Here is a 24,212-nt window from a genome sequence, read left to right as displayed (position 1 = left end):
ACTTTGCATTATAGCTGCACTAAATACAACTAAATCCATTTCATAGGCCGAGAGCATAAAATAAGTGTAGAAAGTGCAGCTATTCTGTACCAAACCAACTCTCCGTTCCTTCCAGTTCAGCTATTCCGCATCGTACCAACTGACTTGTCTCGACAGCTACAGTCCCCGCCAAAAAGTGTATTCTATTGCACTTCATACATTAGAATGCCCTTTTCCATCTCATTTCGAGCATTCTATTGCACTTCGTGCATTAGAATCTGGTGAAACCCATCAAAATGGACGTTTCCCACCAATCTGATTGCACAATCTGCAACAGATCTCAAATCCCCCCACCCAAAAAGGAATTCTATTGCACAGAGTGCAATCACAATCACATTCACATTCACATTCACATTCACATTCACATTCACATTCACATTCACAAGGATTCGAACATACGCCGAAGGAGATAAGAATGCCCTTCCCATCATCGGTTATCCCTACATCTCCAGAATTTCCACACCATATGGCTCAAGCTGCAGCTCTCCTGAACAAATCGAGTGGTTCAGCAGACTGTTATACTCCTGCGGCAACGGGATCGTCACAGACTCCCGGCTCAAATTAAGCAAGAATAAGAAGCTTCCTTGATCTCCCGAGCGCACAGAGGCCTGTACTCCATCCGGCAAACCCTCAAATCTAAACAGCCCCTGCTGTTTGGAAAGGCGCTCCAATAAAACTGACCAGAATCTCTCTTCCATATGAGTCCCAAAGTAATAAACCTGACCTTTTCCAAAAGCATTGACGGTTACAGCCGGAGTTCCACTATAGAAATCATCGCCATACCACGCAATGGGCCATGCCACAACAGGTCTCAGGACGTCGCACCACTGCGTGCATTCATATTGGTTCCCCTCAGCATCAACGACCTTATGGGTTTCAGCACCTATTGGATCATACTCCAGCACTTCAACCCCTGTGCAATAGCTCAGTAGCCCCGGTAGTGGCTGCATGACTGCGATGTTATTTGTAGTTTTCACGCCACTTCGATTGGTAATAAGCAAAGTTCCGCCAGCTAGTGCAAAATCCTCCAAACTACGTACAATCTCCTCATCAAGCAAATATAAATTCGGAGCAATCACTACTTTATAACCATCCAGCGATTGTCTAAGATCGATAACATCGCAACCCATACCGAGCTTCGTCACTGCACGGTGTATCTGTTTAATATTCTCATAATAATTGAATCCTTCAGCCTGAGGCTGAATATCCAGCGCTGCTTTTTCTTCATGAGAATGGAGTATAGCTACTTCATTCTTTAGCGTCGTTCCAGTCAGCTTCTCCCCGAGTGTATTAACCTCATGGCATAGCTGAGTGAACTCCGCAAACCTGCGTCCTGGGACATTGCTGTGATCAATCAGTCCGTGCCAGAATTGCTCTGCTCCCGCGACTGCACTACGCCAGCGGAAATGAACGACGGTATCCGCACCTCTGGCTATCGTCTGCCACGCATAAGCACGAATCATCCCAGGATACGGCGTTCTCCACATCGGCATCCAACAACCTGGTGAACCACTTAGCTGCTCCATGATCCAGAAGTTTTGACGTTTAATACCACGGGTTACATCTAGTGAAAGTGCTCCGCTATATGGTGTTGTCGCTTGCTTGGTTGGCGAAGTATTCGGATAATAGTCAAATGCAGCGACATCCAGATCAGCACCGACTGCGTACATATCCAGACGCTGCGGATAGCTATGAAAGTTATGAGTGATAAAATGCTGCGGACAAATAGACCGCAAAATATCAATCTGCGTCTTCTGGAATGCTACCACCGAATCCCACTGAAACCGCTGATAATCTAGCAGGAATGATGGATTCTGATGTGGTGATCCGCCCAGTGGAACAGTAAGCTCATTCCAATCGCTATATTCTCCACTCCACACAACCGTTCCCCACTCTGCATTCACCCGATCAAGGCTGCCATATTTGGCTTTCACCCAAGTGCGAAACGCTATATTACAAGCATCACAATGACAATCTAACATTCCGAATTCATTATCAGTCTGCCAACCAATAACGGCCGGGTGTTCACTATAGTGCTCCGCAAGTCGCTGCGTGATACGACTTCCGTATTCGCGCAAAGATGTACTATTATAGCAGCGGTGTCCGCGTACTCCCGGGTGAAAGGTCTCTCCCTTCGCAAATACCGGCAGCACGTCTGGAAATTTCGTAGTTAACCATCTAGGAGGTGTAGCTGTGGGCGTACCAATCACAATCTGTAATCCATACTTATGAAAAAGATCCAGCGCGCGGTCCAGCCACCCGAACTGGTAATTGCCCTCCGCTATCTCTAACCGGCTCCATGCAAACTCGGCGACTCGAACTACCTTGACACCTGTTTCCTTCATTAATTTGATATCTGGTTCCCACATGGATTCTTCCCAATGCTCCGGGTAATAGTCCACACCTATCTGAATAAGATTATATCGCTTCACCGGCGTCCTCTCCCCCTATCTTGTTATCACCAAAATAAAAGGCGCTCCCCGTCTCATAATGATGAGGTATACGGAGAACGCCTTTGTTAACCACTAGTCCATTTTAAACTTCTTTATGAACGAGCTTCACTTATTTCTTAAGCTTGTCCCAAGCTGCTTGCATGCCTGTCATCCAGCCATTCACATCAACCTTGCCAGCGATCATCTGTTGAATCACACTAGCAAATTCTTGAGTTACACCGTCAGGGAATTTAGAGGATTGCAAACCATACACTTTGTCTTCTTTTACATAGTTCCATACGTCAGATCCAAGCTTACCGATATCTTCAGGAGTTGCTTCGATGGTGGACAACGCAGGGATGAATTTCCATTTTTTAACGATGTACTCTTTACCCATATCTGAAGTTACCAACCAGTTCAAGAATGTTTTAGCTTCTTCTTTAGATCCGGAATCTTTGTTGATAACAAGGTTTGCAGGAATACCTACAGTCATTTTGTCATTCTTTGCAGCATCTTCATTGATTGGCATAGGGAACATACCGATGTTCATGTCAGGTGTAATGTTATCAACAAGGGTTTGTGCCCAGTTACCTTCTTGCATCATTGCAGTTTCACCTTTAGCAAACATAGCCAAGTGAGTGTTAGCATCTGTAGTCAACGGATTTTTTTGTCCGTATTTCAAAGTCAAGTTGAGCAAGTTGCTCCAATCTTCAAACACTTTGTTACCTACGATTGTACCCGTACCGTCATTCAAGCTCTTAATGAAGCCATTTACATCATCTTGTTGAGCGAATGCTACGCTGATCCCTTGGTTACCAAGGAGCCACCATTCTTGATACGCATTACCAAAAGGAGTTACGCCAATCGCTTGCAATTTCTTAGCTGCATCTTCTAGCTGTGACAATGTTTTAGGAGTTTCAGTGATGCCTGCTTTTTCGAACAGGTCTTTGTTATATACAAAACCAATTCCTTCAAGGTTCATTGGCATACCGTACACTTTACCGTCTTTAGTCATTGGCTCTGCTGCCATAGGAATCAGATCTTTCACCCAAGGTTGATCGGACAGATCTTCCATCTTATCTCCCCAAAGCTCCATTTCAGCATATCCGCCATTTGAGAAAATGTCAGGCGCGTCGCCGGAAGCAAACTTAGTCTTCAGTGCTGCAGCGTAATCGGCACCACCACCAACGGTTTGAATATCCAGCTTGATGTTAGGGTGCTCTTTTTCAAATTCAACCTTAAGTTCATTAAGACCTTCAACGATTTCAGTCTTGAATTGAAAGATCTTAACCGTCTTTACTTCACCTTTATCTGTGCCAGCGCTTCCATTTTGTGAGTTACTAGAAGCGTTATTGCCTCCACCGCATGCTGTTAATGCTAAACTCATAGCCATTACTGCCGAAAGTGCAACTGCCGAGCGTTTCTTATTCATTATATTTTCCCCCTTAAGATAGTGGACTACTTATGAAATATTTGGAACGGAGGGCTCGGTGTTAACCTTTCACCGAGCCAGCCGCTATTCCCTCAACAATGTAACGCTGCATGAACAGATAGAAAATGATAATTGGAGCAATCCCGATTACGAGAGCCGGAAGCGCCATATCCCATTGTTTGGTGTATTGACCAAAGAAGGAGAAGGTCGCCAGCGGAATGGTCCGAAGTTCTGGTGCCTGAAGAATCAAGGAAGGCAGCAGATAGTCATTCCATATCCCAAGTGCATTAAGCACGATCGTTGTCATTACCATTGGCTTCAGCAAAGGAAGTACTATGCGGAAGAATACGGTAATTGGATTACATCCATCAACTGTAGCCGCCTCTTCAATTTCAAGCGGAACGGACTTGATAAAGCCGTGGAATAGAAAGATTGCCATTGGAACACTGATCCCTAGATTCGTGATAATCAAACCCAGGAAGGAGTTGTTTACTCCCATTACATTTACAACTTTCAAGATTGGAATCATGATCGTTTGAAACGGAACAACCATTGCGGCTACGAACAACAGTAACAAAAACTGATTAAATTTCGTATTCGCCCGAACCATACGATAGGAAGCCATCGCACTAAACAGAGAAATTAGAATAACACTGATAACCGTTATGATGACCGAATTTCGGAAAGCTTCACCGAAACGTGCCAATTTCCAAGCACTTGTATAGTTCGACCACATAAATGTCTGTGGCCAGCTTGCTGCATCACTCAGAATTTCACCGAAGGATTTCACTGAGTTTGCTAGCAAGAAATAAAATGGAGACAGGAAGAGCAGGGCCAGAAGAATCATCAACACTTCCACGCCGATATTCCATCTGCTTTTTGTCTTGGCGTTCATTAAGCTTCTACCTCCTTGCTCTTCGTAATACGGACTTGAATCAGGGTGATAATCGCCACGATAACGAAGAACAGCAGCGCTTTAGCAGTACCCAGACCGTAACGATTGTTCAGGAAGGCTTCATTGTAAATATTCATAGCAACCGATTCTGTTGATTTGAACGGTCCGCCTTTCGTCAAGGAAAGGTTAAGGTCAAACATTTTGAAGGACCAAGAAATGGCCAAGAACAAACCAATGGTTACAGCCGGCATAATCAACGGAACTACAATGCTGCGTAGTACCTGCCAACGGGAGGCACCATCAATATCAGCCGCTTCCAGGACTTCTTTCGATACGTTACTGAGAGAAGCGATGTAGATAACCATCAGATAACCGGAAGACTGCCAAACAAAAACCATTACAATCGCCCAGAAGCCGGTTGTTGCATCACCCAGCCAAGGAAGATTAAAGAACGACCAGCCTGTGAGTTCTCCCATTGTTGCGAACCCTTTGATGAAGATAAATTGCCAGATGAACCCGAGCAACAATCCCCCAATAACGTTCGGCATAAAGAAGATCGTCCGAAGCATGTTACGTGTCTTTAATGGTTTCGTTAACAGATAAGCTAGGAAAAACCCTACCACATTAGTCAAAATTACACCTAACACAGTAAATCTTACGGTAAACCAAAAGGAAGACCAGAAGTCGGGGTCATTCGTAAATATAGTGGTGAAGTTTTGAAATCCGACCCAACTTACATTACCGGATACACCGTTCCAGTCTGTGAAGGAGTAATACATCCCCATGATAAATGGGATAATCGTTATTAAGGTAAAAAACAAAACTGCAGGACCAACAAAGAATACCTGTTGACCTAACTGGGACAACTTAGTGCCGCGCATTTATTGTCCCCCCCTTTCTTTTGCTCACTTACTTGTTTATGCTTTATACACATATTATCTGTTTTTTTGAGCGCACCTCACACCTACGGAAGTGATCTTTCAGGTGTAAAATATTGATCGGATGTGACAAATTTCGATGAAATGGAACACGATTCGCACAAAAATGATCGTTTTCATCCTACTTCCAACACTAATTTGTATTATGGCCACGATGTTTATAAGCTACCACTTTAGTACTCAATCCTTAAGAACAAGAGCAGTAGATGAGAATACGAACCTTCTCTTTCAAGGTACTAGAAACATTGAAAGTCTGATTCAGGAAATCAATCGACTCTCCCTTATCGTCTATTCAGATTCAGAATTCTACAGATCTCTCGAAGCTGGATACGAGGATATGCTAGCAAATGCACGAATTTATTCTTCTCTGAATTACATTTCATCATCTATGCCTGACATATCTCAGGTCTATTTATACGGTGTCAAGGACAGCAAAGCCACTCTGCTCACCCAAAATACACCGAAACGTTGGCAGGGTGTTCCACCTTATCCTGACTCCAAGATCACTACCGATTCTGCGGTATCCTTACAGAGTACGCATTTAAGTCATAGCTACGGCCTAACGGCACCGATCCCGCAATTTATACCGGAGCCAGTGTTTACCTTACACAGAAGAATCGAAAGAGTCCCTACCACAAAAGCGCTTGGCTACCTGTCGATTGATGTCAAGCTAACGGCTCTAACCGACATCATCAGTCAGTTATATGATCAGAAGCAGGAGAAAATCTGGCTGCTGGATGGCAACGGAAACATTGTCTACGGGGACAATAGTGAAGAATTCGGCAAGAAACTGAATGCAGCTTGGTATGATACGAACATCAGGGACAAGCAAAGCTCACAAGGATACTTTGAAGAGGATAAAGCTATGTTTATTTACCAGAATATCGAAGGTCCAGGGTTAAATTGGACGCTGGTGAAGCAGATTCCCGTATCTTATCTTTTCCGAGAAGCCAATGAGGCGGCAACGATCAATATAGCACTGATGGTCCTGCTGCTGATTACAATTACAACGCTAACGATCCTAATCTCTTTTCGAATCACCGCCCCGATTAAGCAGTTGACCCGCTATATGAATCAGGTCCAGACCGGGAAGCTTGATATCGATATCCGTCCCATGGGCAAAGACGAGATCGGTGTTGTTACAGAACGGTTCCGCAGTATGATGGATACGATCAACAATCTGATCCTAAGAGAATACAAGCTGGAATTAACTAATAAAACGAATGAATTGCGGGCTTTGCAAGCGCAAATCAATCCGCATTTCCTTAACAACACCTTGCAGATCATCGGTACGCTTGCCTTGGAACTTAAAGTACCCCAAATCTACTCTCTTCTTTCGGCGCTAGCGAAAATGATGCGCTACAGCATGTACAATGAGGAGAAGATTGTCACGGTTAAGGATGAACTGGATCATGTCAAAGCTTACATCGAACTACAGAAGGAACGTTTTGAAAATAAATTCAGTTTCCGTTACGATATGGAGGAAGCTCTTTTAGAGACATTTATGCCTAAGATGATTCTGCAGCCTATTGTAGAAAACTATTTCAAACACGGTTTTAACCATTCCCGCTCTGACGGATTTGTTGAGATCATCGCGGCCAAATTGGGCGACAAGCGAATGGAAATCTGTATTCAAAACAATGGAAATGCTATCCCTTCAGCGAAACTGGATCTTTTGCGGCAGAAGCTTCAACATTCCACTAGAACAGATATAGATTTATTAAGAAATACAGAGCAAGACAAAGAAGCTACAGGATCTGGTATTGGTCTGCCGAACGTTCTGGCTCGGCTCAAGCTCGTATGCGGAGATAGCGCCATCTTGACGGTGGACAACCTCAGAGCAGGTGGAGTGGTTGTAAGACTGGAAATAGACATTATAGCGGAGCGTGAGACGATATGAAGGCGTTAATTGTTGATGACGAGGCGAGAGTTAGAAAAGCTGTTAGACTTCTTGTCGACTGGGACGCACATCAAATCAATGAAATTCTGGAAGCCGGAAACGGAAATGAAGCTATTGAGATCATTCGGCAAGCGAAACCAGCCTTGGTCATTATGGACATGATGATGGAATCCGGTAATGGCGTAGAATTAATGACATGGGTTAACGAATTTGCCGGCAACATCAAATTCATTGTGGTCAGCGGACATAATGATTTCGAGTTCGTGCGCCAGACTGTTCGTCATGGTGGAATTGATTATATCCTTAAGCCCATTGAAGCGGAGGCAATCAATGTAGCAATCGCTAAGGCAGTGGCTGCTTGGCGTTCAGAGGAAGCTGACCGTAGCGAACGACAGAAGCAGAACATTCAGCTTAATGAGTTCAAGCCCATCTACGGAGAAAAACTGCTATCCGCGCTAATCGATGATCCGATCAACTCGGAATTATCTCTTCGAAGGTTGCGAAGCGATGGCATTATCCCGGAAAACGTCCTCTCTTCGCGCCTAATACTGGTGCAGACAGATACAGGAAATAATCTCCTACTTAACCGTTTTGGAGGAGACACCGGTCTCCTGAACTACGCTATCGTCAATATTTGTAATGAATTTTTGCAAGGTCAGCGTAAGGGTGTGGCTTTTCGTTACTGGGGAGGTCCTTCGGAGATTGCCATCATTCTATGGGATATCCAAACGTCTGTTGTCGAGCTTATAGGGAGAATTAATCAGGGTATCTATTCTACTTTGCAGGTCCGAATGCATTTCGGAATTAGCTGCATCGGCAGCCTGCCTAAGCAATTATCTTATCAGCGTGCAGAGGTGGCTGAGGCCTTACAGCGTAGAAATTTATTAATTCATGAGGATTACTGCCATTTTTCTACTTCCTCCGAAGAGTTTAAAGAGCGCAATGAAACCGCAAAGACAGAAATTCAAGGACATGCATCGCCGACGATCTTCGCACATGTGAAGGAAGATTGGAAAATGGCGGTCATCAGCGGAAGCACTGATGTATTGTCCGCGGCAGCACAGCACTGGGTGGACGAGCTTAGCCGATGCGGAATTGTTACACCAGAGATTCTAAACTCGTGGAAGAATGATGCACTCTTATTTCGTTCCCAGTTGGTAAGGGAAACGTTAGGCCCTGATGCCGATAGCGCACTAGCCGAGTTAGAACAAGCCGACCAGCTTCACCCAGCTCCTTATACGAATGGTTACTCGTTCTCCTTATTTGCTTGGCGTGACTGGTCATTTGATCTGATGGAGCGAATATCAGAAGTGATAGCCGCTAAACAAGCTAAAGAAAGCAATCCTATGCATGATATCGTGAAATATATCGAACTTAATTATGCCTCTGATCTATCCTTGCAGGAAATTGCCGGAAAGTTCTTTGTTAGCCGCGAATATATTTCACGCCGATTCAAACAGGAATACGGCATTAATTTCTCCGATTTCATCGTTAACGTCCGGATAGATAAAGCTAAATTACTTATGCAGAACCCTCGTCTAAAGCTGTCGCAAATTTCCGAAATGGTGGGGTTTCATGATGTGAAGTATTTTAGCAAGGTATTCAAGAAACAGGTTGGTGTATCACCCAAGGACTATCGAAACCAGTTTAAAATTTAATTAATACCACGCTGCGAGAAAACGGTTGTCTCCTTTATGGAAGACAACCGTTTTCTCGCAGAAATATAAAGATAATGTATAGCGTGAAACTTATATTTTCTTATATTTTTAAAAAGGCGTCCGCGACCGTCTTACCGGCTATGCCGTTCGGATGCGGGTCGTCTGTTCCACTCATAAACTCTGGTCTGATCCGGTGATCGTCTGGTGCAGGCAATGACAATAGGCTTGCTATATCAAACACCCGGCTCACACCTATAGGCGGATTAGACAAAATCTCACGATTCACCTTGCGCCAAGTTTCTTCTCTTTCACCCTGAAAATTGAACGGTGGCACCGTACTTAGAATAATATTAACTTCAGCATTTGCCCCCTTGATCTTAGAAATAATGGTCTGCAAGTCACCAAGAAGCTCGTCCGCCGAACGGCAGCCAATATCAATATCATTTACTCCGAGTACGATCATCACTTCATCACTTTGCTTAGTTTTGTTTAGCCATGGACCATCTGCAGCGACATCATAAGCTCTAGCCCAGCCAGAGCCGAGATTCCATACACCAATATCCGTGCCAAGACCATCCGCAATTCTCGCGACCCAATATTCGTACTCATCCTTTAATGTCCGCACACCTTGAGTAATCGAATCCCCCAAGAATACTAGTTTCTTGGTAACAGATTTCTTATACCCAATGAAGCTTGGCAGTACCAAAAGATTATCAGACGCTGTAAAACCATCCGCTGATTGTTGTGCGGCAAGATTTCCGGGCGCGTCATAAGCTGAAACCAGCATCCCTTCAACATTGAAAGGAATCGATTTACCTGCAGTGAGTGTCTTAATCGTCCACGTAAACGCCAAGTAATGACCCTCCGGCAGAACAATGCTTGTCTCATCACTCCAGAAACATTCGCCAGCCGCAACGGTTTTTGAGGCTTTGCCCTCAAAGGTAAGTGCATGCTGTGTATTCTCAGCTATTGTTCCGTCTGGTTCTGTTCCTCCGTCAGCGATATAAGCTGTCTCGATAACCCAGTCGCCTCCAGGTTCACTGCCTACAGCTTCTTGCCCTTGATCCCATGTAGAATCCACCGCGTTGCTATGCCAGAACTTCAACTTCAACGTACCATTTTCCCTTAAACGAATATAAGTCCGGAAGGTATGCGTAAATGGTTCTTGCCTATTCATTATAAAATTCGCTGCAGTTGAAAGAACCGTTGCTGAGGTATATTCCGTCTGGTTCAATACTCCACTTCCCTTTGTTAAATTAGTATCCATAACGTTCCCCCGTTATTCAGTAAGATTGTAACACTAAAACCTCTCTAATAAACCAAGAGAACAGATCGTCCACCCAGTTTACAAGAGAGGTTATGGCTATATCAATATGCTTTAAGAAACAATCTTATTTCAATGTAATCGTAAACGATACGGTTTTTGCACCTGCGTTTACTTTTACTGTAGTTTCATCTACTTGCTCTGCACCTTCTACAGAAGCGATAGCTCCCAGATCTTTAAGTGAAAGCGAGAATTCTTTACCGCTACCTTCCGCAGTAACTGTTACCGTACTGCCTTTACGGTCAGCCTTCACAGTCAATTCAGGAGCACCTTTGAGATCACGAACGGTTGCAGAAGTCGTAGTGCCATCTTCAAGTGAATATAAGCCGAATTTAACGCCATTCGCATAGTCGTAATCCGGTTTGTTATCCACACTGCCGATTGCCAGCAAGGAATTCTGGCGAACGAATAGTGGCAGGCTAAAGAAATCATATTTCTCTTTGCGCCATGATCCACCTTGTACGGTTTCACCAGTAAGCAAGTGAGTCCAGCGACCAGCCGGCAAGTAGTACTTCGCTTCGCCGTTTTCTTGGAAGATTGGGGCTACAAGCAAGGATTCACCTAGCATGTATTGACGATCCAACACTTCGCAAGTAGGATCTTCCGGGAATTCCATAACCATAGCCCGCATAGAAGCCCAGCCATGTTCATGAGCCTGTCCTGCTACATCATACAGATAAGGCATCAAGCTACATTTGAGTTTGGTGAAGAAACGGGTAACATCACAAGCTTCATCATCATAAGCCCAAGGCACACGGTACGAAGTGCTACCATGCAGACGGCTGTGACTGGACAATAGTCCAAACGCCAACCAGCGTTTAAATACATGTGCCGGAGCCGTGTTCTCAAAGCCACCGATATCATGACTCCAGAAACCGAAACCAGACAATCCTAGAGACAATCCACCGCGAAGGCTCTCTGCCATGGATTCATAATCTGCGTAGCAGTCACCGCCCCAGTGAACTGGGAACTGTTGGCCACCGGCAGTTGCAGAACGTGCGAACAATGCCGCTTCATTTTTACCAAGCTTCTCTTCTAGCACTTCAAACACAACCTTGTTATACAATTGAGTGTAGTAGTTGTGCATTTTCATCGGATCAGATCCGTCGAAGTAAACTACATCTGTAGGAATACGCTCACCGAAGTCTGTCTTGAAGCTATCTACGCCCATATCTACCAAATCACGCAGGTAGCCGGCATACCATTCACAAGCCGCAGGGTTAGTGAAGTCCACCAGTGCCATACCTGCTTGCCACAAATCACATTGATAAACGTCACCGTTAGGTTTTTTGAGCAGATAACCATTTTCCTTGCCTTCTTCAAACAAGCGGGAACGTTGCCCGATATAAGAGTTGATCCATACGCAGATCTTCAGCCCTTTATCTTTCAGTCGTTTCAGCATGCCTACTGGGTCAGGGAATACGCGCTCATCCCACTGGAAATCGGTCCATTGATATTCACGCATCCAGAAACAATCGAAGTGGAATACGCTCAGCGGCAGATCGCGCTCTGCCATACCATCTACGAAGGAGTTTACGGTTGCTTCATCGTAGTCGGTAGTGAAAGAGGTCGTCAGCCACAGGCCGAATGTCCAAGCTGGAGGAAGTGCAGGTTTGCCAGTAAGTGATGTATAGTTGCTGATAACTTCTTTGATGGTAGGACCATCAATCACGAAGTATTCTAAGCTCTCTCCAGCTACGCTGAATTGCGCTTTTTTCACTTTTTCCGAAGCGATCTCATAAGAAACCAACTCAGGGTGGTTAACAAATACACCATAGCCTTTGCTGCTTACATAGAAAGGAACGTTCTTATAAGCTTGCTCGGAGCTAGTACCACCGTCTTTGTTCCAAAGATCTACGGTCTGTCCATTCTTTACAAAAGCGGTAAAACGCTCGCCCAAACCGTAAACGAATTCACCTACACCGAGATCCAGCTCTTCACGCATATACGTGTTGCCGTCTTGATCCGTGATATAAGCCATGGACTTGAAACCGCTGCCTGTAATTCTCTCGTCTCCACGATAGAAATCCACAGCCCATTGTTGGCCTTTGCGAATCACTACACGAAGTCCGCCGCTGATCAGCACAGTTTCGGAATCATTTTCTTCAATCTTAACGTGATCTCCAGTACCTTTCGTGAGTTCGAAGACTGGACCGCGTTCTTGTACGCCATCATGATGAATAATCTTAACCCCTACCACGCCTGGAAGCGGGGAATGAAATTTTACAGTAAGCAGGGTTGAATTCAGCGTCGCTGAACGCCCTGTGATTGGAGTTGTTTGAGTAATTGCTGTTAATCCATCTGGAGTCTTTTCTACAACATAATTTTGAACTGCACCGTTAATCGTGATACCATCACGCACCAGCCAGAGACCATCAGTAAATTTCATTGTGTACTTGCCACCTTTCAATTTGGTGTTTATAGTTGCATTATACCGATAAAAAATAAACAAAACTAATACTATATAGCTCATTTATAACACTATTTTGATGTTTTATCCGAAAGGAGTGGCATTTATGGACCGTACAACCCAGAGTTTGCTAAAAGAAGACAGAGTGCATGGCGATAGCATGTTTCCGCTTGCAGCTTATTGGATAGAATTACCAGCTGGAACACATGTCCTCGATACCCATTGGCATGAAGAAGCGGAGTTTTTTATGCTGCTCGAAGGAGAAATTCTGTTTCAGGTGGATACCGAATATTTCCCACTTAAAGCCGGTGAGGCTGTATTTATCGAGTCCGGTGATATTCACGCTGCCTATGTACTGAACGAAGATACGCCTTGCAAATTTTGTGCGCTCGTGTTTCTTCCTGATCTTCTCGCTAGTGCCCAATATGATACGATCCAGCAGTACACCATCTTACCCCTTCAGGAGAAAAGACAAAGCTTTCCTCGCCACCTAACACCGGCTGTGAAATGGCAGCATGAACTTCTCGGGCACTTAGAACGCATGATGGACGCCTACGCCGCGCAATCTCCCGGGTTTGAAGCTTTTATTAAAGGCACGTTACTCATCATGCTCTCGCTGATTGCTCCAGAGGATCGTTTTGTAAACCGCAGCCAGCTGGATGACGCTGATACTACTAAGATCAATCGACTTAAGAAGATTATTCTCTATATTCAGGATAACTATCAGGAGCCGATTAGAACTCGGGACCTCTCCGACCTTATCCCCATGAGTGAAGGACAGTTCTGCCGTTTTTTCAAAGAAATGACCCGTAAGACTCCAGTAGATTACATTAACTCTTACCGAATTCGCCAAGCCGCCGATCTACTGCAACAAAGCAACAGAAAAATATCCGACATCGCATTCGAGGTCGGATTCGATAATGTGAGCTATTTTATTAAAGTGTTTCGCAGAGCGATGAAATGCTCGCCTTCGGAGTTTAGGAAGGGGTCCTGTTGACATCTTGTTGTTCGACTTCTATTCATCGGTCGTTCTGAAGCTAATGGCTCTCTTTATTAATTCTTCCTGTTCATCTACCGATATATTATAGATAAATCTTATCGTCGTAGGAGGAGAATAAGCTATGCATATAACGAATATGACCTCTGCTATGGGAACGAGACTTAATGTAGCTGTTAGTCACCAAACTAACGATAAAACCATAAATTCAAACAGCAAAACAAGTGGTAGCGGAGACCACTTATCGATAAGTAAATCTGCAAAAGCAGCTTTTCAAAATCAATCTCAAATGAGCGGAATGGTTGATTCTCTACTTAAACAAAAACAGAGTATCATCGATAACAAGAACAGCCTAATTGAAAGAACCACCAAAAACTCACATAACCTTGATTCTATTCAAGATCAACTTAAGGAATTCGATAAACAGCTCCAAACGATTGACCAACAAATTGCTAAGTACACCTTTGAAGAGCAACAAAAGAACTTAGAAAAAGCTCAAAAAGAAGATCTATCGGATGAACCTAAAACCGAGCAAGAGATACAAAACGAAAGATTGAATACGATTGTTGCTATAAGCCAAAATGTTTCACAAATGGAGGTAGTTTCTTCTACCCATTCTAAGATGCATGGCGAGGCAAGAGTTCTGACCAAGGAAATAGAATCGGATGAAGCTCGTTCTACTCATTCTGCAACAGCCAAACGTGAGCAGTTATCCAAAATCGAAGATAGAATATCGGAAATGAATGAAACGTTAGGCGATACCATAAAAGACACCGGAGATAAAATTAAAGATCAGGAACGGACTGAGAAATTAGCCACCTACCAAGAAATTCAGCGTTTAGCCGAAGATTCTGATAAGTCGCAGCTAGAAATACTAATCTAACAAAGACAAAATTCTCTATATAGAAAAAGCAATCGGACCTCTACCACATCAAAGGGGTTGCCGATTGCTTTTTTATATGCAGATGATGTTATCTTTCAACTATTCCTTCCGAATCACGATAAAGCAGGTGCTGTCTGGCAAGGCCACTTCCTGTCCGCTCTCATCCATGAACCTTACTCTATCGCGCAGCGCTTCGGTATAACCTTCTTGCAAGTAATGCCGGAAGACTTCAATCTTCGCCTGCTTTCCTAAAGTCTGATCAATAAATGAGGCAAACTCCGTAGGGGTAAAATAACCAAACTGTTCCTGTACTTCATGAATGTAAGCCTCTTCGCCCCAGGTATACGTATATAAAAACTCCATGGCATCATTAACAGGCATGAGTACTTCTTCTTCCCCTAATCTCTGATACTGAAGCTGACGTCCGGCAAAATCCTTCGCATAACGCTCCAGCCACGCCATACCGTCTTCCTCCAGAAAACGAACTTTCCGCAGCAATGCTGTGGGTTCGGTCATTATCCCATCGCGGATAATGATAACCCCGCCCACTGACAATACATCAAAAGCACTTCGCAGGGCGGCCGAGACGGTGTCATGATTGAACTTTTTACCATTAAGCGGCACATAAGAATATAGCTCATGCAAAATCGAAGAAAAAATTACCGTACCCACCGTTCCAGCCTCCACGAAATCTTCAAGGTTCAACGCATCTCCCTGCAGGACCTCCCACTGACGACCTTCCCGTTGCTTGCGCTGCCGCAGAGCTTCCACTACATTGCTCGATATATCAATGCCGATAGGGGTAACCTCTGGCATCCGCTCTTCCAGCAAATCCAGCAGCACACCGCCGCCCGGGCCGATATCCAGCACATTTTTCCCAATGACATGCTCCAGAATCACAGCCTTATAATCTGCTGTATTATTCATTTGACTTAAGTAGGTATCTTCATTATGAAAACGGTCGAAGGCGTCCCTGCGTAGCTCGAACAAGTCAAATAACAGCAATACAGCACGTTCATACAAGGGCGATTTTTCAGCTTCCATACAGAATTCGATCAGCTTCTCTGCCGCTGCCGAGAATTGAAACTGAAAAAACACCGTGTCTGGCAGATGTTCCTTAGCATATGGACGAAGCATTAGATGAGGATTCTCATCAGGTAAAGTCCCTTTTTCGATATCCTCCCATGTAAGCTCCGATAAATATTTTTCTATAATCCGCTTCTTATAAACATTGATCTTCTTAACACCCTTGTAGTCATAGTAAATGCTGTTCATAACCTGCTCGAAGCTGATATGGCGTAGGGGTTCATTCTGAGCCCTTTGAGCTGCAAGCAACATCACCTTCAGAAATTGCTCCAACGAGAAGGTCTGCATTGCAGATTCCACATACCAGAAGATAGTGTTACTTAAAGACTCCAACCGTTCCGCATGGAAGCCTTCCTGTGTCAGCTTTGCCCATTCTGTAGTGAAATCCTCTCCTCTAGAGATCGGACCTAGCCGCATTCTGCGCAGTCTTTCTTTCATCGGCATTGGACTAGCAAGTTCACCGGATGCAATCAGAGTGATAAGCTGTTTCACTTCATGCTCTACATTCAGCCATAGCTCGGGAGATACAGCTCCGATGATGCAATGATTGAGTACGGTTAGCAAGCGTTCAAGTTCCTCGGCAGTCAGTAATTGTTCCTCCACAAGATCACGAAGCGGCTTATTTACTTCCGGAGGCACCTCCCCACGAATTTGCTGTCCTATCAGTCCATGGGTTTCAATAAGCCGATGAACCAGTGCACTTTTGTCAGGGACCGTACCGCTCAAATGTTTCCCGTATAACTGTGCGGAGCCAATGTTATGTACAAAACAGTTAATGCCTTCCTCCTGCCAAAGTAACCGCTCCTTCAATGTGCCACCCTTAGCTGTTTCTGACCAGATTAATGTTTCTTCCACAAGCTCTTTGATCCAAATCGAACGGGGAAGCTGGTCTAGCAGCTGCAAACTGCGTTCCACATAATCCAGCACGGGATTCCTGCGGTCCAACTCCTCCAGAGATTCCAATCGCTCCAAATTTACAATCTGCTCCTCGGCTTGGACAATAAGCTTCAGCCAGAGGTTATCCTCCAAATGATCTTGTATTCCTTCACGGTATAAGGTGATGGCTTCCAACGATTTCAGCATATACTCCTCCTTCGCTCCAAAGTGGAGACTATATAAACTTATTATTATATATACACTCCCGTTAATTAAAAAACAGAACCAGGATTCATGAAATTGCCATGTCCCGGTTCTGTTTATATTCCAATCCTCAAGTTCCGAACCGTTGCCGATATCCGCACTTGCGGCACAGCTCTTCTACTGCCTCTCTACGAGAGAACCCGTAAAACAGATTGTTCGCTCGCTCACCCTCTACGATTTCTGAGAAAGGAGTCTCATGAATGTTTCCGAGGTTAATGACTCCTTCACCATCCAGACAGCACGGTACAACGGTACCATCCACAAGGATTGCCGCTTGGCTGCGTAGTGCATGACAGAACCCTTTTCCATCATCTTCAGGCTCATTCAGTGCAGGCCAACGGAACTCATGGTCCTGATTGAGATATACCCGTGGGGCAACCTTGACGCCGCTGCCAGGTACAACCTTTTCTTCGATCTTGAAATCAAGGTTAAAGGCTTCCTCCAGCACAGCAAGGGTCTCACGGTTCCGATTCTTCTCCAGATTGGTCAGATTATCCTCCGTCAAATTCCACAGCCGGAAGGAAATAATGACCCCTTGCGCGGAGGCTTCCCGTACAAAAGAAATAATCTCCGACAAATACCCTTCGCGGTTCTCAGATCCTTCATGCCCATCAAAGCTATGCAGAGAGAAGTTCATCTGTCGAAGTGCAGGTTTGCCGAGAATCTTAGGGCCAGCCTTATGAATTAACGTACCATTGGTAGTAATATTGACCTTGAACCCTTTGGCATGTGCCGCATCCAGCAGCTCACCAATCTTGGGATGCAGCAATGGCTCACCTTTTACGTGAAGGTAAATATGATTACTATGTGGCTTAATTTCATCTAATATCGTATTAAAAGTATCGAGCTTCATAAAGTTCTTCGTTCGGGCGGTTGGTGGACAAAAGCTGCAGGCCAGGTTGCAGACGCTTGTTATCTCAATGTATACCTTTTTAAAAGTCTTCAAGTGCTGCTCCCCATTCTATTTATAGATCTGCGGCATAGCGGAGGCCGATCTGTGCTCTGGCTTCCTCCATAACTTCTGCTACTGCCAAGGAATTCGCATGTGTATTAACTCTGCTTTCCCGTTCACCATTCTTAATTAAGTTGATAAATTCCTCAACCTCATAATACATAGACTCGAATACCTGAGGCTGCGTAAGTTCCTCAACGGTTCCGTCGCGATAATGAATCTTCACTTGGTAAGGTTGGTTGATCTTATCGATCACCATTGTACCACTTTCCCCTTGAATCTCGGCTGGCAAATAGGAATCAGCGATCTTGGAATGCATCACAACTGCATCCATATCATCATATTGCATGACAATACTTCCTTCTCCATCCACTCCAGAAGAGAGCATTAGACCCACGGCCTTTACAGACTTCGGTTTCCCGAACAACACTACCATAGGATACAGGCAGTAAACGCCAAGATCCATCAACGAGCCATTAGAGAAGGCTGGGTTAAAAGCATTTAATACCGTTCCCTGTCTATAGGCGTCATATCTCGATGAGTATTGACAATAGCTCGCAAAATAACGACGTACTTGACCAATCTTATACAAATTGTCTCTGATCACTCCGAAATTCGGCATGAAGGTCGATTTCATTGCTTCTACCAACAACACATCATTGTTCTGAGCGGCTTCAATCATTGCTCTAAGCTCCGCACTGTTTGAGGCAGCTGGTTTCTCACAGAGCACATGTTTGCCATGATTTAAGCACATAATCGCCTGCTCAGCATGCATGGAGTTCGGGCTTGCAATGTAAATAGCATCGACATCTTTACTGGAAACCATATCTTCCAAATTCGTATAAATTGTAGCTCCAGCATATTTTGCAGCAAAGGCCTGACCTTTCTCCATTGTGCGGGAGTACACGGCTGTCAGGATAAACTCCTCATTCTCCAAGCCGGCTTGCACGAAGCGGTCTGTAATAAAGTTTGTTCCAATGACCCCGAAACGAATTGTCATGATAATCCCGTCCTTTTTAGTTCTTACTAAAGCTCTATATGCTATTTTCTCACTCTCAGGGTAGTCATGTCTACTTTTCAGGACAAATTTCCGACAAATTCCGATAGATCCACCTTGTGAAAAAAAGCACCACTGCCTATCTTTTGTCGAGAACGAACTATTCCTGGTAGACTGCGACATGATTTGTCGAAGGATGCAGTAAAGAGGCTCCCATTCTTAACTTAAGAACAGGAGCCTACTGAGCCATATGGATTTACAACTTATTTATAAAAAGCCTGCAATTGACGCACAATTTCATCCTTGTCATGATCCACTACGGTTTGGTGTTGTGGCATTTCGAACAACGTTTTAATTTGTGCCGGGAATTCCTGCTTAATGTCAATCAGAGTAATCGCCTCATCAAACTTAGCTGGATGTGCGGTCGCGAAGGTAATCCCAATCTCATCCGAGCCATTAAAAGCTTCGTAAGCTGCGATTCCACATGCAGTATGCGGATCAAGTAGGTAGCTATATTCTTTTTGATACTTAGCAATTGTATTCAAGCATTGATCATTCTTCACGCCAAGCGCTGCAAAATCCTTCTGCACCTGCTGAAGCGCCTCGCCTTCAACCGTAATCTTGCCCTCGGTTTGCAGCTTGGACATATACGCGGATAGTTTCTCGGAATCCTCGCCTACCAAATAATATAGATAACGCTCAAAATTGCTCGCCACTTGGATATCCATCGAAGGACTGTATGTGCTTGTGAAGCTGCCCGGTTTGTATTCACCCGTGTTCACGAAACGCTCCAAGATGTTATTTTCATTCGTAGCAATAATCAGCTTGTTAATTGGTAATCCCATTTGCTTCGCCAAATATCCGGAGAAAATATTACCGAAGTTGCCGGAAGGCACGCTGATGTTAATCTTCTTCTCACTGCTGCCATCGACATGCAAATATGCATAGAAATAATAGACAGTCTGCGCCAGAATACGTACAAAGTTAATGGAGTTGATCGCACGCAGATGATAGCGACTCTTAAAGTCGAGATCCGCGAACAGATCCTTAATCACCTTTTGGCAATCATCAAAGTTACCATGAACAGACAGGTTCAGTACATTGCTGTCATCAACCGTAGTCATCTGCAGCTCCTGCACTTTACTAACCTTACCATGCGGATGAAGAATACAGATCTTGATTCCTTCTTTGCCGCGGACACCCTGAATCGCAGCCGCCCCAGTATCCCCCGAGGTTGCTCCGAGGATGTGGATGATCTTGTTCTGCTTTTTGGAAATATACGAGTACAGCTCACCCATAAACTGCAGTGCTACATCTTTGAAGGCAAAAGTAGGGCCATGGAACAATTCCAGTACATACAGGGAATCATTCACTTGGTGAATAGGCGTTACTTCCGGCGTGCGGAAATTGCCATAACTAGTATTGACCATGTCCTGCAGATCTTCTAAAGGAATCTCATCATTAGTGTAATAGGCGAAAATCTTCAGGAACAATTCCTGATAGCTAAGACTTCTCCACTCTTCTAAAGTAGCTGCTGAAACGACAGGAATCTCGGAAGGAACCATCAATCCGCCGTCATCGGCAAGTCCCATCAACACCGTATCGATAAAGCCTTTAGGTTCCACATTGCCTCTTGTGCTTATATACTTCATGCTCATCCTCCTGAACCCCTCATATACTATATATAAATATAAGTTTCACTTAATCGTTGCCTGTTTTCCCTATATACTACCACGTTTACGCGCTAAAGTCCGTTAATTCTTTGTCTTATTTTGCAGCTCTTTCCAGACGGTTTTGTTGCTGTACTGCCGTTCCGTGCTGACATCCTTGCCGAACCATTCCGGCGCCTTGAAGCTTTCCGCTTCCTCCAAAGATTCAAATTCAACCTCCAGAACGGACAATTTCAGCTGAGAATAGACGTCGATCTCAACCGTTGTGCCATTCCACACCGCCGTAATCCGCTCTTTGACCAAGGCTACCGCATTAACCGCCTCAATCATCTGATTATATAAACCCTCTGAGATAAAATATTCGATCTCTTCGCGCTTGATCCCTTTGCCATCCTTAAACGTGTGTGTATACGTTACCTCACCTGAGTCCAGATCCGTAATTTTACGCACACGCAGCTCTTGTCCGCCGTCTATCGCCAGATAGGTCTGATCGATATTATGCCGGGTCACAATCTTCAATTCGCCTTCTTGAATAAGCTGCTCCGGAAATTCCGGCAGCAGAAACTTGCGTTCGATCTCCAAAGCCATGATGTTTCGCTCCTCTTCGTGCCATTTATTTTATATTAATAATCATCATAGGGGTGAGACAAACCCAAGTCAATGTAGATTATGGGGAAAAAGGTTTTGTTCTTATCGAATTACCTCAATAATAGAAACAGCGGCAGTCATGGACGTGGAAAAGCAAGCCCTAAACTGTCGCTGCTAATTATGGAGATTCTAAAGATTTCCTAACAAAGCGGACATATTTTTTTGATTTTCTGCAAGCCAAATCATTTCCTTCGCAAAGCGAGCTGGCGGTACACTATGTTGATCCATGTTAGCATTAATCCACCATGTGCTTTCCATATACCACAACAACTGTAATGAATGTGTTAAATAGCCCTCTACCACGTCGCGTTCCTCACTGTACCCTTCCATAAACGCCGAAGCCAGGGAGACATCTAAATTATCATCTAAGGCACATGACATCACAGCACGAGCTACATCAAGCTGCGGATAGTCATATTTTAGTCGATCAAAATCTAGAATTGCAGATAATCCGTTATCATTAAATAAAAGATTATCTACCCAAAGGTCACGATGTGCCCATCCTGTTTGAAGTAATTCGAGTGGTTCTATATTCATTTCTTCAGTAGCTTTAAATTGAGTTTCTATCTCAGCAAGCAGCTGAGGTTTACCAAGTCCCTTAGTCTTTTCCCAAACGGAGTTCCAATGTGCTAAGCGCTCCTCACGACTTGGAGGAATAAATTGCGGACTATTTTTAATGCCAAGTGTCCCGTCATTTAACAATCGATGCATTTTTCCTGTTGCTCGACCTAAATCATATATTTGATGGACATTGATTTTACCTGGTGAAATTAATTTTCCCTGGCAATACTCCATCACCAGGAAGCGTTCTCCATTATCAGATTCAAGCAAAATACTTTCATTCTGTGATAACACTTTGGGGCACGCTAGATCTTGGTCATACAATCTAATCTGTTGAGAGAGTGCTAACAATATCTCCTCTGACTTATATAATTTATATCTTTCTTTGTTGTATTGTTTAAGTAACAATTCCCCTGCATCCGTCGTAACTTTCCACTTTAAGTTTAACCAGCCTCGTTTTATCGAAGTAGTTTCAATTACATTCAAACCGAATAAACGATGAAATGTTTTTAGTAGGTCATCCAAGATCATTTCCTCTGTTAATATTGTCTCCATCTGGTCAACTCCTATATTTATAGTGTATAAGTTTTTATTCCTTATGGAGACCTATATAACCTCTGGGATTAAATAATCAATCTGTTATTAATTTTGAATACATATTGAGATCTATAAACTTTCCGTTTACTCTTTCATACCTTCTTAAGGTTCCCTCAAACATAAAGTTCAGCTTTTGCAAGACTTTTACTGAATTCACGTTTTCGGGTTCCACTTTTCCTTCGATTCGATTCAGCTTCAAAGTTGAGAATGCGTAATCTAACAAAGCACTTATAGCTTCTGAAGCATAGCCTCTTCCCCAAAATGCTCTAGCAATGTCATATCCAATCTCCGCTTTCTCATTTTCAAAGTCTAAGGAATTAAAACCACAAGAACCTATGATTTCATTGGATTCCATTTCAATGATAGAGAAACGAATAGCTTTGTTATCTAGAGAAAATTCATCAAGAAGTTTTATCATATCTTTTGCCTGATTTTCATCAGTAAAACTATCAATATTCATGAACTTGGTAACCTCTGGATCAGACCAAATTTTAAACAAACTTGGCGAATCCGATACCTTCATTTTTCTTAAATGTAATCGTTCTGTGTGTAACTCTGTAGTTAACATTATTTTTACCTCCATTAAATTTTAATAGTTGGTTTAAAAATAATGATCTCTGCGCATAGTTCAGTCCCTTCATTTTTCATTCCCCATTAGAATATCACACCATCGTTAAAACGAATAATATACCTCTTTTCCCTCAAGAAAATCGAGGCATAGGGTACTGCATATTTTGGAGGCGTGCTCTTTTATCCAACCGTTCCTCTCAGAGTCATGAATAAAAAATACGTAACTAATAAAAATATCCATAAATATTTGTCCTTCAATGTACCGAATCTCATCAAGCGAAAAGCTTGATTTAGAAGCATAACCCTCCAAAAGCGTTTTGCGGAGCTCACTTTTCAACATGGAAGATGCAGAGCCCAAATCAAACAGGTAGTAACCATAACCAAATAAACAATAATCTATTAAGATAGGATTTTGTTCTGACACAACGACATTGCCCAGTTGAAAATCAGCATGAATGAATCCCCATGAGTTGTCCCTAGCGTCTATTTCTGCTAATTGTTCTTTTACTACGAGTAGAACGCTACTAATAACTTCGTAATCCTCCTGATTAAGGGCTCCATTGTCTGTTCCCTTTCCAAGTTCTATTAAAGTTTCATCAATCTTTGTGACATTGTATACAGGTCTATGTAACTCCAAGGGCATTAGCGTTCGTGAGAATTCATGTAAACTAGCAAGATTTCTACCCAATCTATAAACAATCTGTTCAATGTTATCTTCATCTTGGGTTAGCGTCGAGCCTTCGATCCATTCTAAAAGAGTGGCCAAACTAGTACCAAATTGCTCCGAACTATATTCAGTAACCAGTTCCCCTTTTTGATTTAGAACAGGTCTTTGAACTTTTAGTATGTTCTTCTGATCTATTTCTCGCAGAAAAAACATTTCTGCCTGTAATCCATCTCGGGTATGTTGTAAGCCTGAGAACCCTTCAGATATTGGTTTATGTATACGTAACAAATAATTCTTGTTATCCGTTTTGTCGGTCACTTTAAATGTAATATTCTCATTATGTCTAATGAATTCAATGATTGGATCGATGAACGAATACTGCAGCAATACTTTCTCAGCTTCAATGATCATAAGGT

Annotated in this window: 18 protein-coding genes; 4 read left to right on the top strand and 14 right to left on the bottom strand. The window is 43.5% G+C overall.

Annotated features, from left to right (window positions below; translation table 11 throughout):
* Positions 1 to 479: 479 nt before the first annotated feature.
* The 4 genes from ACQKMP_RS23170 to ACQKMP_RS23155 all read right to left on the bottom strand — a co-directional run bounded on the left by ACQKMP_RS23170 (position 480) and on the right by ACQKMP_RS23155 (position 5,679).
* Complete coding sequence (locus ACQKMP_RS23170) at positions 480 to 2,471, bottom strand: beta-galactosidase (RefSeq protein WP_427471256.1); 1,992 nt, start codon at positions 2,469 to 2,471, stop codon at positions 480 to 482.
* Positions 2,472 to 2,601: 130 nt separating this feature from the next.
* Positions 2,602 to 3,903, bottom strand: coding sequence for an ABC transporter substrate-binding protein (locus tag ACQKMP_RS23165; protein WP_042185065.1), 1,302 nt, complete (start codon positions 3,901 to 3,903; stop codon positions 2,602 to 2,604).
* Positions 3,904 to 3,964: 61 nt separating this feature from the next.
* Positions 3,965 to 4,798, bottom strand: coding sequence for a carbohydrate ABC transporter permease (locus ACQKMP_RS23160; RefSeq protein WP_042185063.1), 834 nt, complete (start codon positions 4,796 to 4,798; stop codon positions 3,965 to 3,967).
* Complete coding sequence (locus ACQKMP_RS23155) at positions 4,798 to 5,679, bottom strand: carbohydrate ABC transporter permease (RefSeq protein WP_042185061.1); 882 nt, start codon at positions 5,677 to 5,679, stop codon at positions 4,798 to 4,800. The genes ACQKMP_RS23160 and ACQKMP_RS23155 overlap by 1 nt, the downstream gene beginning before the upstream one ends.
* 136 nt (positions 5,680 to 5,815) lie before the next feature.
* Between ACQKMP_RS23155 and ACQKMP_RS23150 the strand changes: the two genes are divergently transcribed.
* Both ACQKMP_RS23150 and ACQKMP_RS23145 read left to right on the top strand, forming a co-directional pair.
* Entirely contained in the window at positions 5,816 to 7,636 is a 1,821-nt protein-coding gene (locus tag ACQKMP_RS23150) for a cache domain-containing sensor histidine kinase (protein ID WP_427471252.1), read from the top strand.
* The gene (locus tag ACQKMP_RS23145; protein WP_427471250.1) at positions 7,633 to 9,294 is read left to right on the top strand and encodes a response regulator transcription factor; all 1,662 of its coding nucleotides are present in this window, start codon (positions 7,633 to 7,635) and stop codon (positions 9,292 to 9,294) included. The genes ACQKMP_RS23150 and ACQKMP_RS23145 overlap by 4 nt, the downstream gene beginning before the upstream one ends.
* A 100-nt stretch (positions 9,295 to 9,394) precedes the next feature.
* Here ACQKMP_RS23145 and ACQKMP_RS23140 read toward each other — a convergent pair whose 3' ends face one another.
* Positions 9,395 to 10,561: an SGNH/GDSL hydrolase family protein gene (locus tag ACQKMP_RS23140; protein WP_427471248.1), complete on the bottom strand. Its 1,167-nt coding sequence runs from the start codon at positions 10,559 to 10,561 to the stop codon at positions 9,395 to 9,397.
* A 124-nt stretch (positions 10,562 to 10,685) separates the two neighbouring features.
* Positions 10,686 to 13,007 carry an alpha-xylosidase gene (gene yicI / locus ACQKMP_RS23135; protein WP_427471247.1) on the bottom strand — a complete coding sequence of 774 codons (2,322 nt, stop codon included), beginning with the start codon at positions 13,005 to 13,007 and terminating at the stop codon, positions 10,686 to 10,688.
* 127 nt (positions 13,008 to 13,134) lie between these two features.
* Between yicI and ACQKMP_RS23130 the strand changes: the two genes are divergently transcribed.
* Entirely contained in the window at positions 13,135 to 14,025 is an 891-nt protein-coding gene (locus ACQKMP_RS23130) for an AraC family transcriptional regulator (RefSeq protein ID WP_427471245.1), read from the top strand.
* Between the two features lie 124 nt (positions 14,026 to 14,149).
* On the top strand, positions 14,150 to 14,908 hold the full coding sequence (locus ACQKMP_RS23125; protein ID WP_427471243.1) for a hypothetical protein: 759 nt from the start codon (positions 14,150 to 14,152) through the stop codon (positions 14,906 to 14,908).
* Between the two features lie 99 nt (positions 14,909 to 15,007).
* On the opposite strand, the gene ACQKMP_RS23120 is transcribed toward ACQKMP_RS23125, so the two are convergent.
* The 8 genes from ACQKMP_RS23120 to ACQKMP_RS23085 all read right to left on the bottom strand — a co-directional run.
* The gene (locus ACQKMP_RS23120; RefSeq protein WP_427471241.1) at positions 15,008 to 17,077 is read right to left on the bottom strand and encodes a class I SAM-dependent methyltransferase; all 2,070 of its coding nucleotides are present in this window, start codon (positions 17,075 to 17,077) and stop codon (positions 15,008 to 15,010) included.
* A gap of 127 nt (positions 17,078 to 17,204) precedes the next feature.
* On the bottom strand, positions 17,205 to 18,080 hold the full coding sequence (locus ACQKMP_RS23115; RefSeq protein WP_042124302.1) for a radical SAM/SPASM domain-containing protein: 876 nt from the start codon (positions 18,078 to 18,080) through the stop codon (positions 17,205 to 17,207).
* A 19-nt stretch (positions 18,081 to 18,099) separates the two neighbouring features.
* On the bottom strand, positions 18,100 to 19,086 hold the full coding sequence (locus ACQKMP_RS23110) for a Gfo/Idh/MocA family protein (protein ID WP_042185046.1): 987 nt from the start codon (positions 19,084 to 19,086) through the stop codon (positions 18,100 to 18,102).
* A gap of 260 nt (positions 19,087 to 19,346) precedes the next feature.
* Positions 19,347 to 20,735 (bottom strand): threonine synthase, encoded by a 1,389-nt coding sequence (thrC, locus tag ACQKMP_RS23105; protein WP_427471239.1) that lies wholly within the window; start codon positions 20,733 to 20,735, stop codon positions 19,347 to 19,349.
* A 102-nt stretch (positions 20,736 to 20,837) separates the two neighbouring features.
* Positions 20,838 to 21,341, bottom strand: a complete 504-nt coding sequence (locus tag ACQKMP_RS23100) for a CYTH domain-containing protein (protein WP_076283838.1) — start codon at positions 21,339 to 21,341, stop codon at positions 20,838 to 20,840.
* Between the two features lie 189 nt (positions 21,342 to 21,530).
* Complete coding sequence (locus ACQKMP_RS23095; protein WP_076299092.1) at positions 21,531 to 22,517, bottom strand: phosphotransferase; 987 nt, start codon at positions 22,515 to 22,517, stop codon at positions 21,531 to 21,533.
* Between the two features lie 76 nt (positions 22,518 to 22,593).
* A complete protein-coding gene (locus tag ACQKMP_RS23090; protein ID WP_042185038.1) occupies positions 22,594 to 23,142 on the bottom strand; it encodes a GNAT family N-acetyltransferase in 549 nt (182 codons plus the stop codon).
* Between the two features lie 90 nt (positions 23,143 to 23,232).
* On the bottom strand, positions 23,233 to 24,212 hold a 980-nt coding region (locus tag ACQKMP_RS23085), incomplete at its 5' end, for a phosphotransferase enzyme family protein (RefSeq protein ID WP_427471236.1).

Source organism: Paenibacillus sp. NPDC101420 (assembly GCF_050277435.1).
GTDB lineage: Bacteria > Bacillota > Bacilli > Paenibacillales > Paenibacillaceae > Paenibacillus_AQ.
This window is presented reverse-complemented; position numbering and strand designations above follow the sequence as displayed.

Coding starts and splice junctions, on each gene's coding strand:
- ACQKMP_RS23165 (WP_042185065.1), bottom strand. CDS start 3,903: ATGAATAAGAAACGCTCGGCAGTTGCACTTTCGGCAGTAATGGCTATG.
- ACQKMP_RS23160 (WP_042185063.1), bottom strand. CDS start 4,798: ATGAACGCCAAGACAAAAAGCAGATGGAATATCGGCGTGGAAGTGTTG.
- ACQKMP_RS23155 (WP_042185061.1), bottom strand. CDS start 5,679: ATGCGCGGCACTAAGTTGTCCCAGTTAGGTCAACAGGTATTCTTTGTT.
- ACQKMP_RS23150 (WP_427471252.1), top strand. CDS start 5,816: ATGAAATGGAACACGATTCGCACAAAAATGATCGTTTTCATCCTACTT.
- ACQKMP_RS23145 (WP_427471250.1), top strand. CDS start 7,633: ATGAAGGCGTTAATTGTTGATGACGAGGCGAGAGTTAGAAAAGCTGTT.
- ACQKMP_RS23140 (WP_427471248.1), bottom strand. CDS start 10,561: ATGGATACTAATTTAACAAAGGGAAGTGGAGTATTGAACCAGACGGAA.
- yicI (WP_427471247.1), bottom strand. CDS start 13,007: ATGAAATTTACTGATGGTCTCTGGCTGGTGCGTGATGGTATCACGATT.
- ACQKMP_RS23130 (WP_427471245.1), top strand. CDS start 13,135: ATGGACCGTACAACCCAGAGTTTGCTAAAAGAAGACAGAGTGCATGGC.
- ACQKMP_RS23125 (WP_427471243.1), top strand. CDS start 14,150: ATGCATATAACGAATATGACCTCTGCTATGGGAACGAGACTTAATGTA.
- ACQKMP_RS23120 (WP_427471241.1), bottom strand. CDS start 17,077: ATGCTGAAATCGTTGGAAGCCATCACCTTATACCGTGAAGGAATACAA.
- ACQKMP_RS23110 (WP_042185046.1), bottom strand. CDS start 19,086: ATGACAATTCGTTTCGGGGTCATTGGAACAAACTTTATTACAGACCGC.
- thrC (WP_427471239.1), bottom strand. CDS start 20,735: ATGAAGTATATAAGCACAAGAGGCAATGTGGAACCTAAAGGCTTTATC.
- ACQKMP_RS23100 (WP_076283838.1), bottom strand. CDS start 21,341: ATGGCTTTGGAGATCGAACGCAAGTTTCTGCTGCCGGAATTTCCGGAG.
- ACQKMP_RS23095 (WP_076299092.1), bottom strand. CDS start 22,517: ATGGAGACAATATTAACAGAGGAAATGATCTTGGATGACCTACTAAAA.
- ACQKMP_RS23090 (WP_042185038.1), bottom strand. CDS start 23,142: ATGGAGGTAAAAATAATGTTAACTACAGAGTTACACACAGAACGATTA.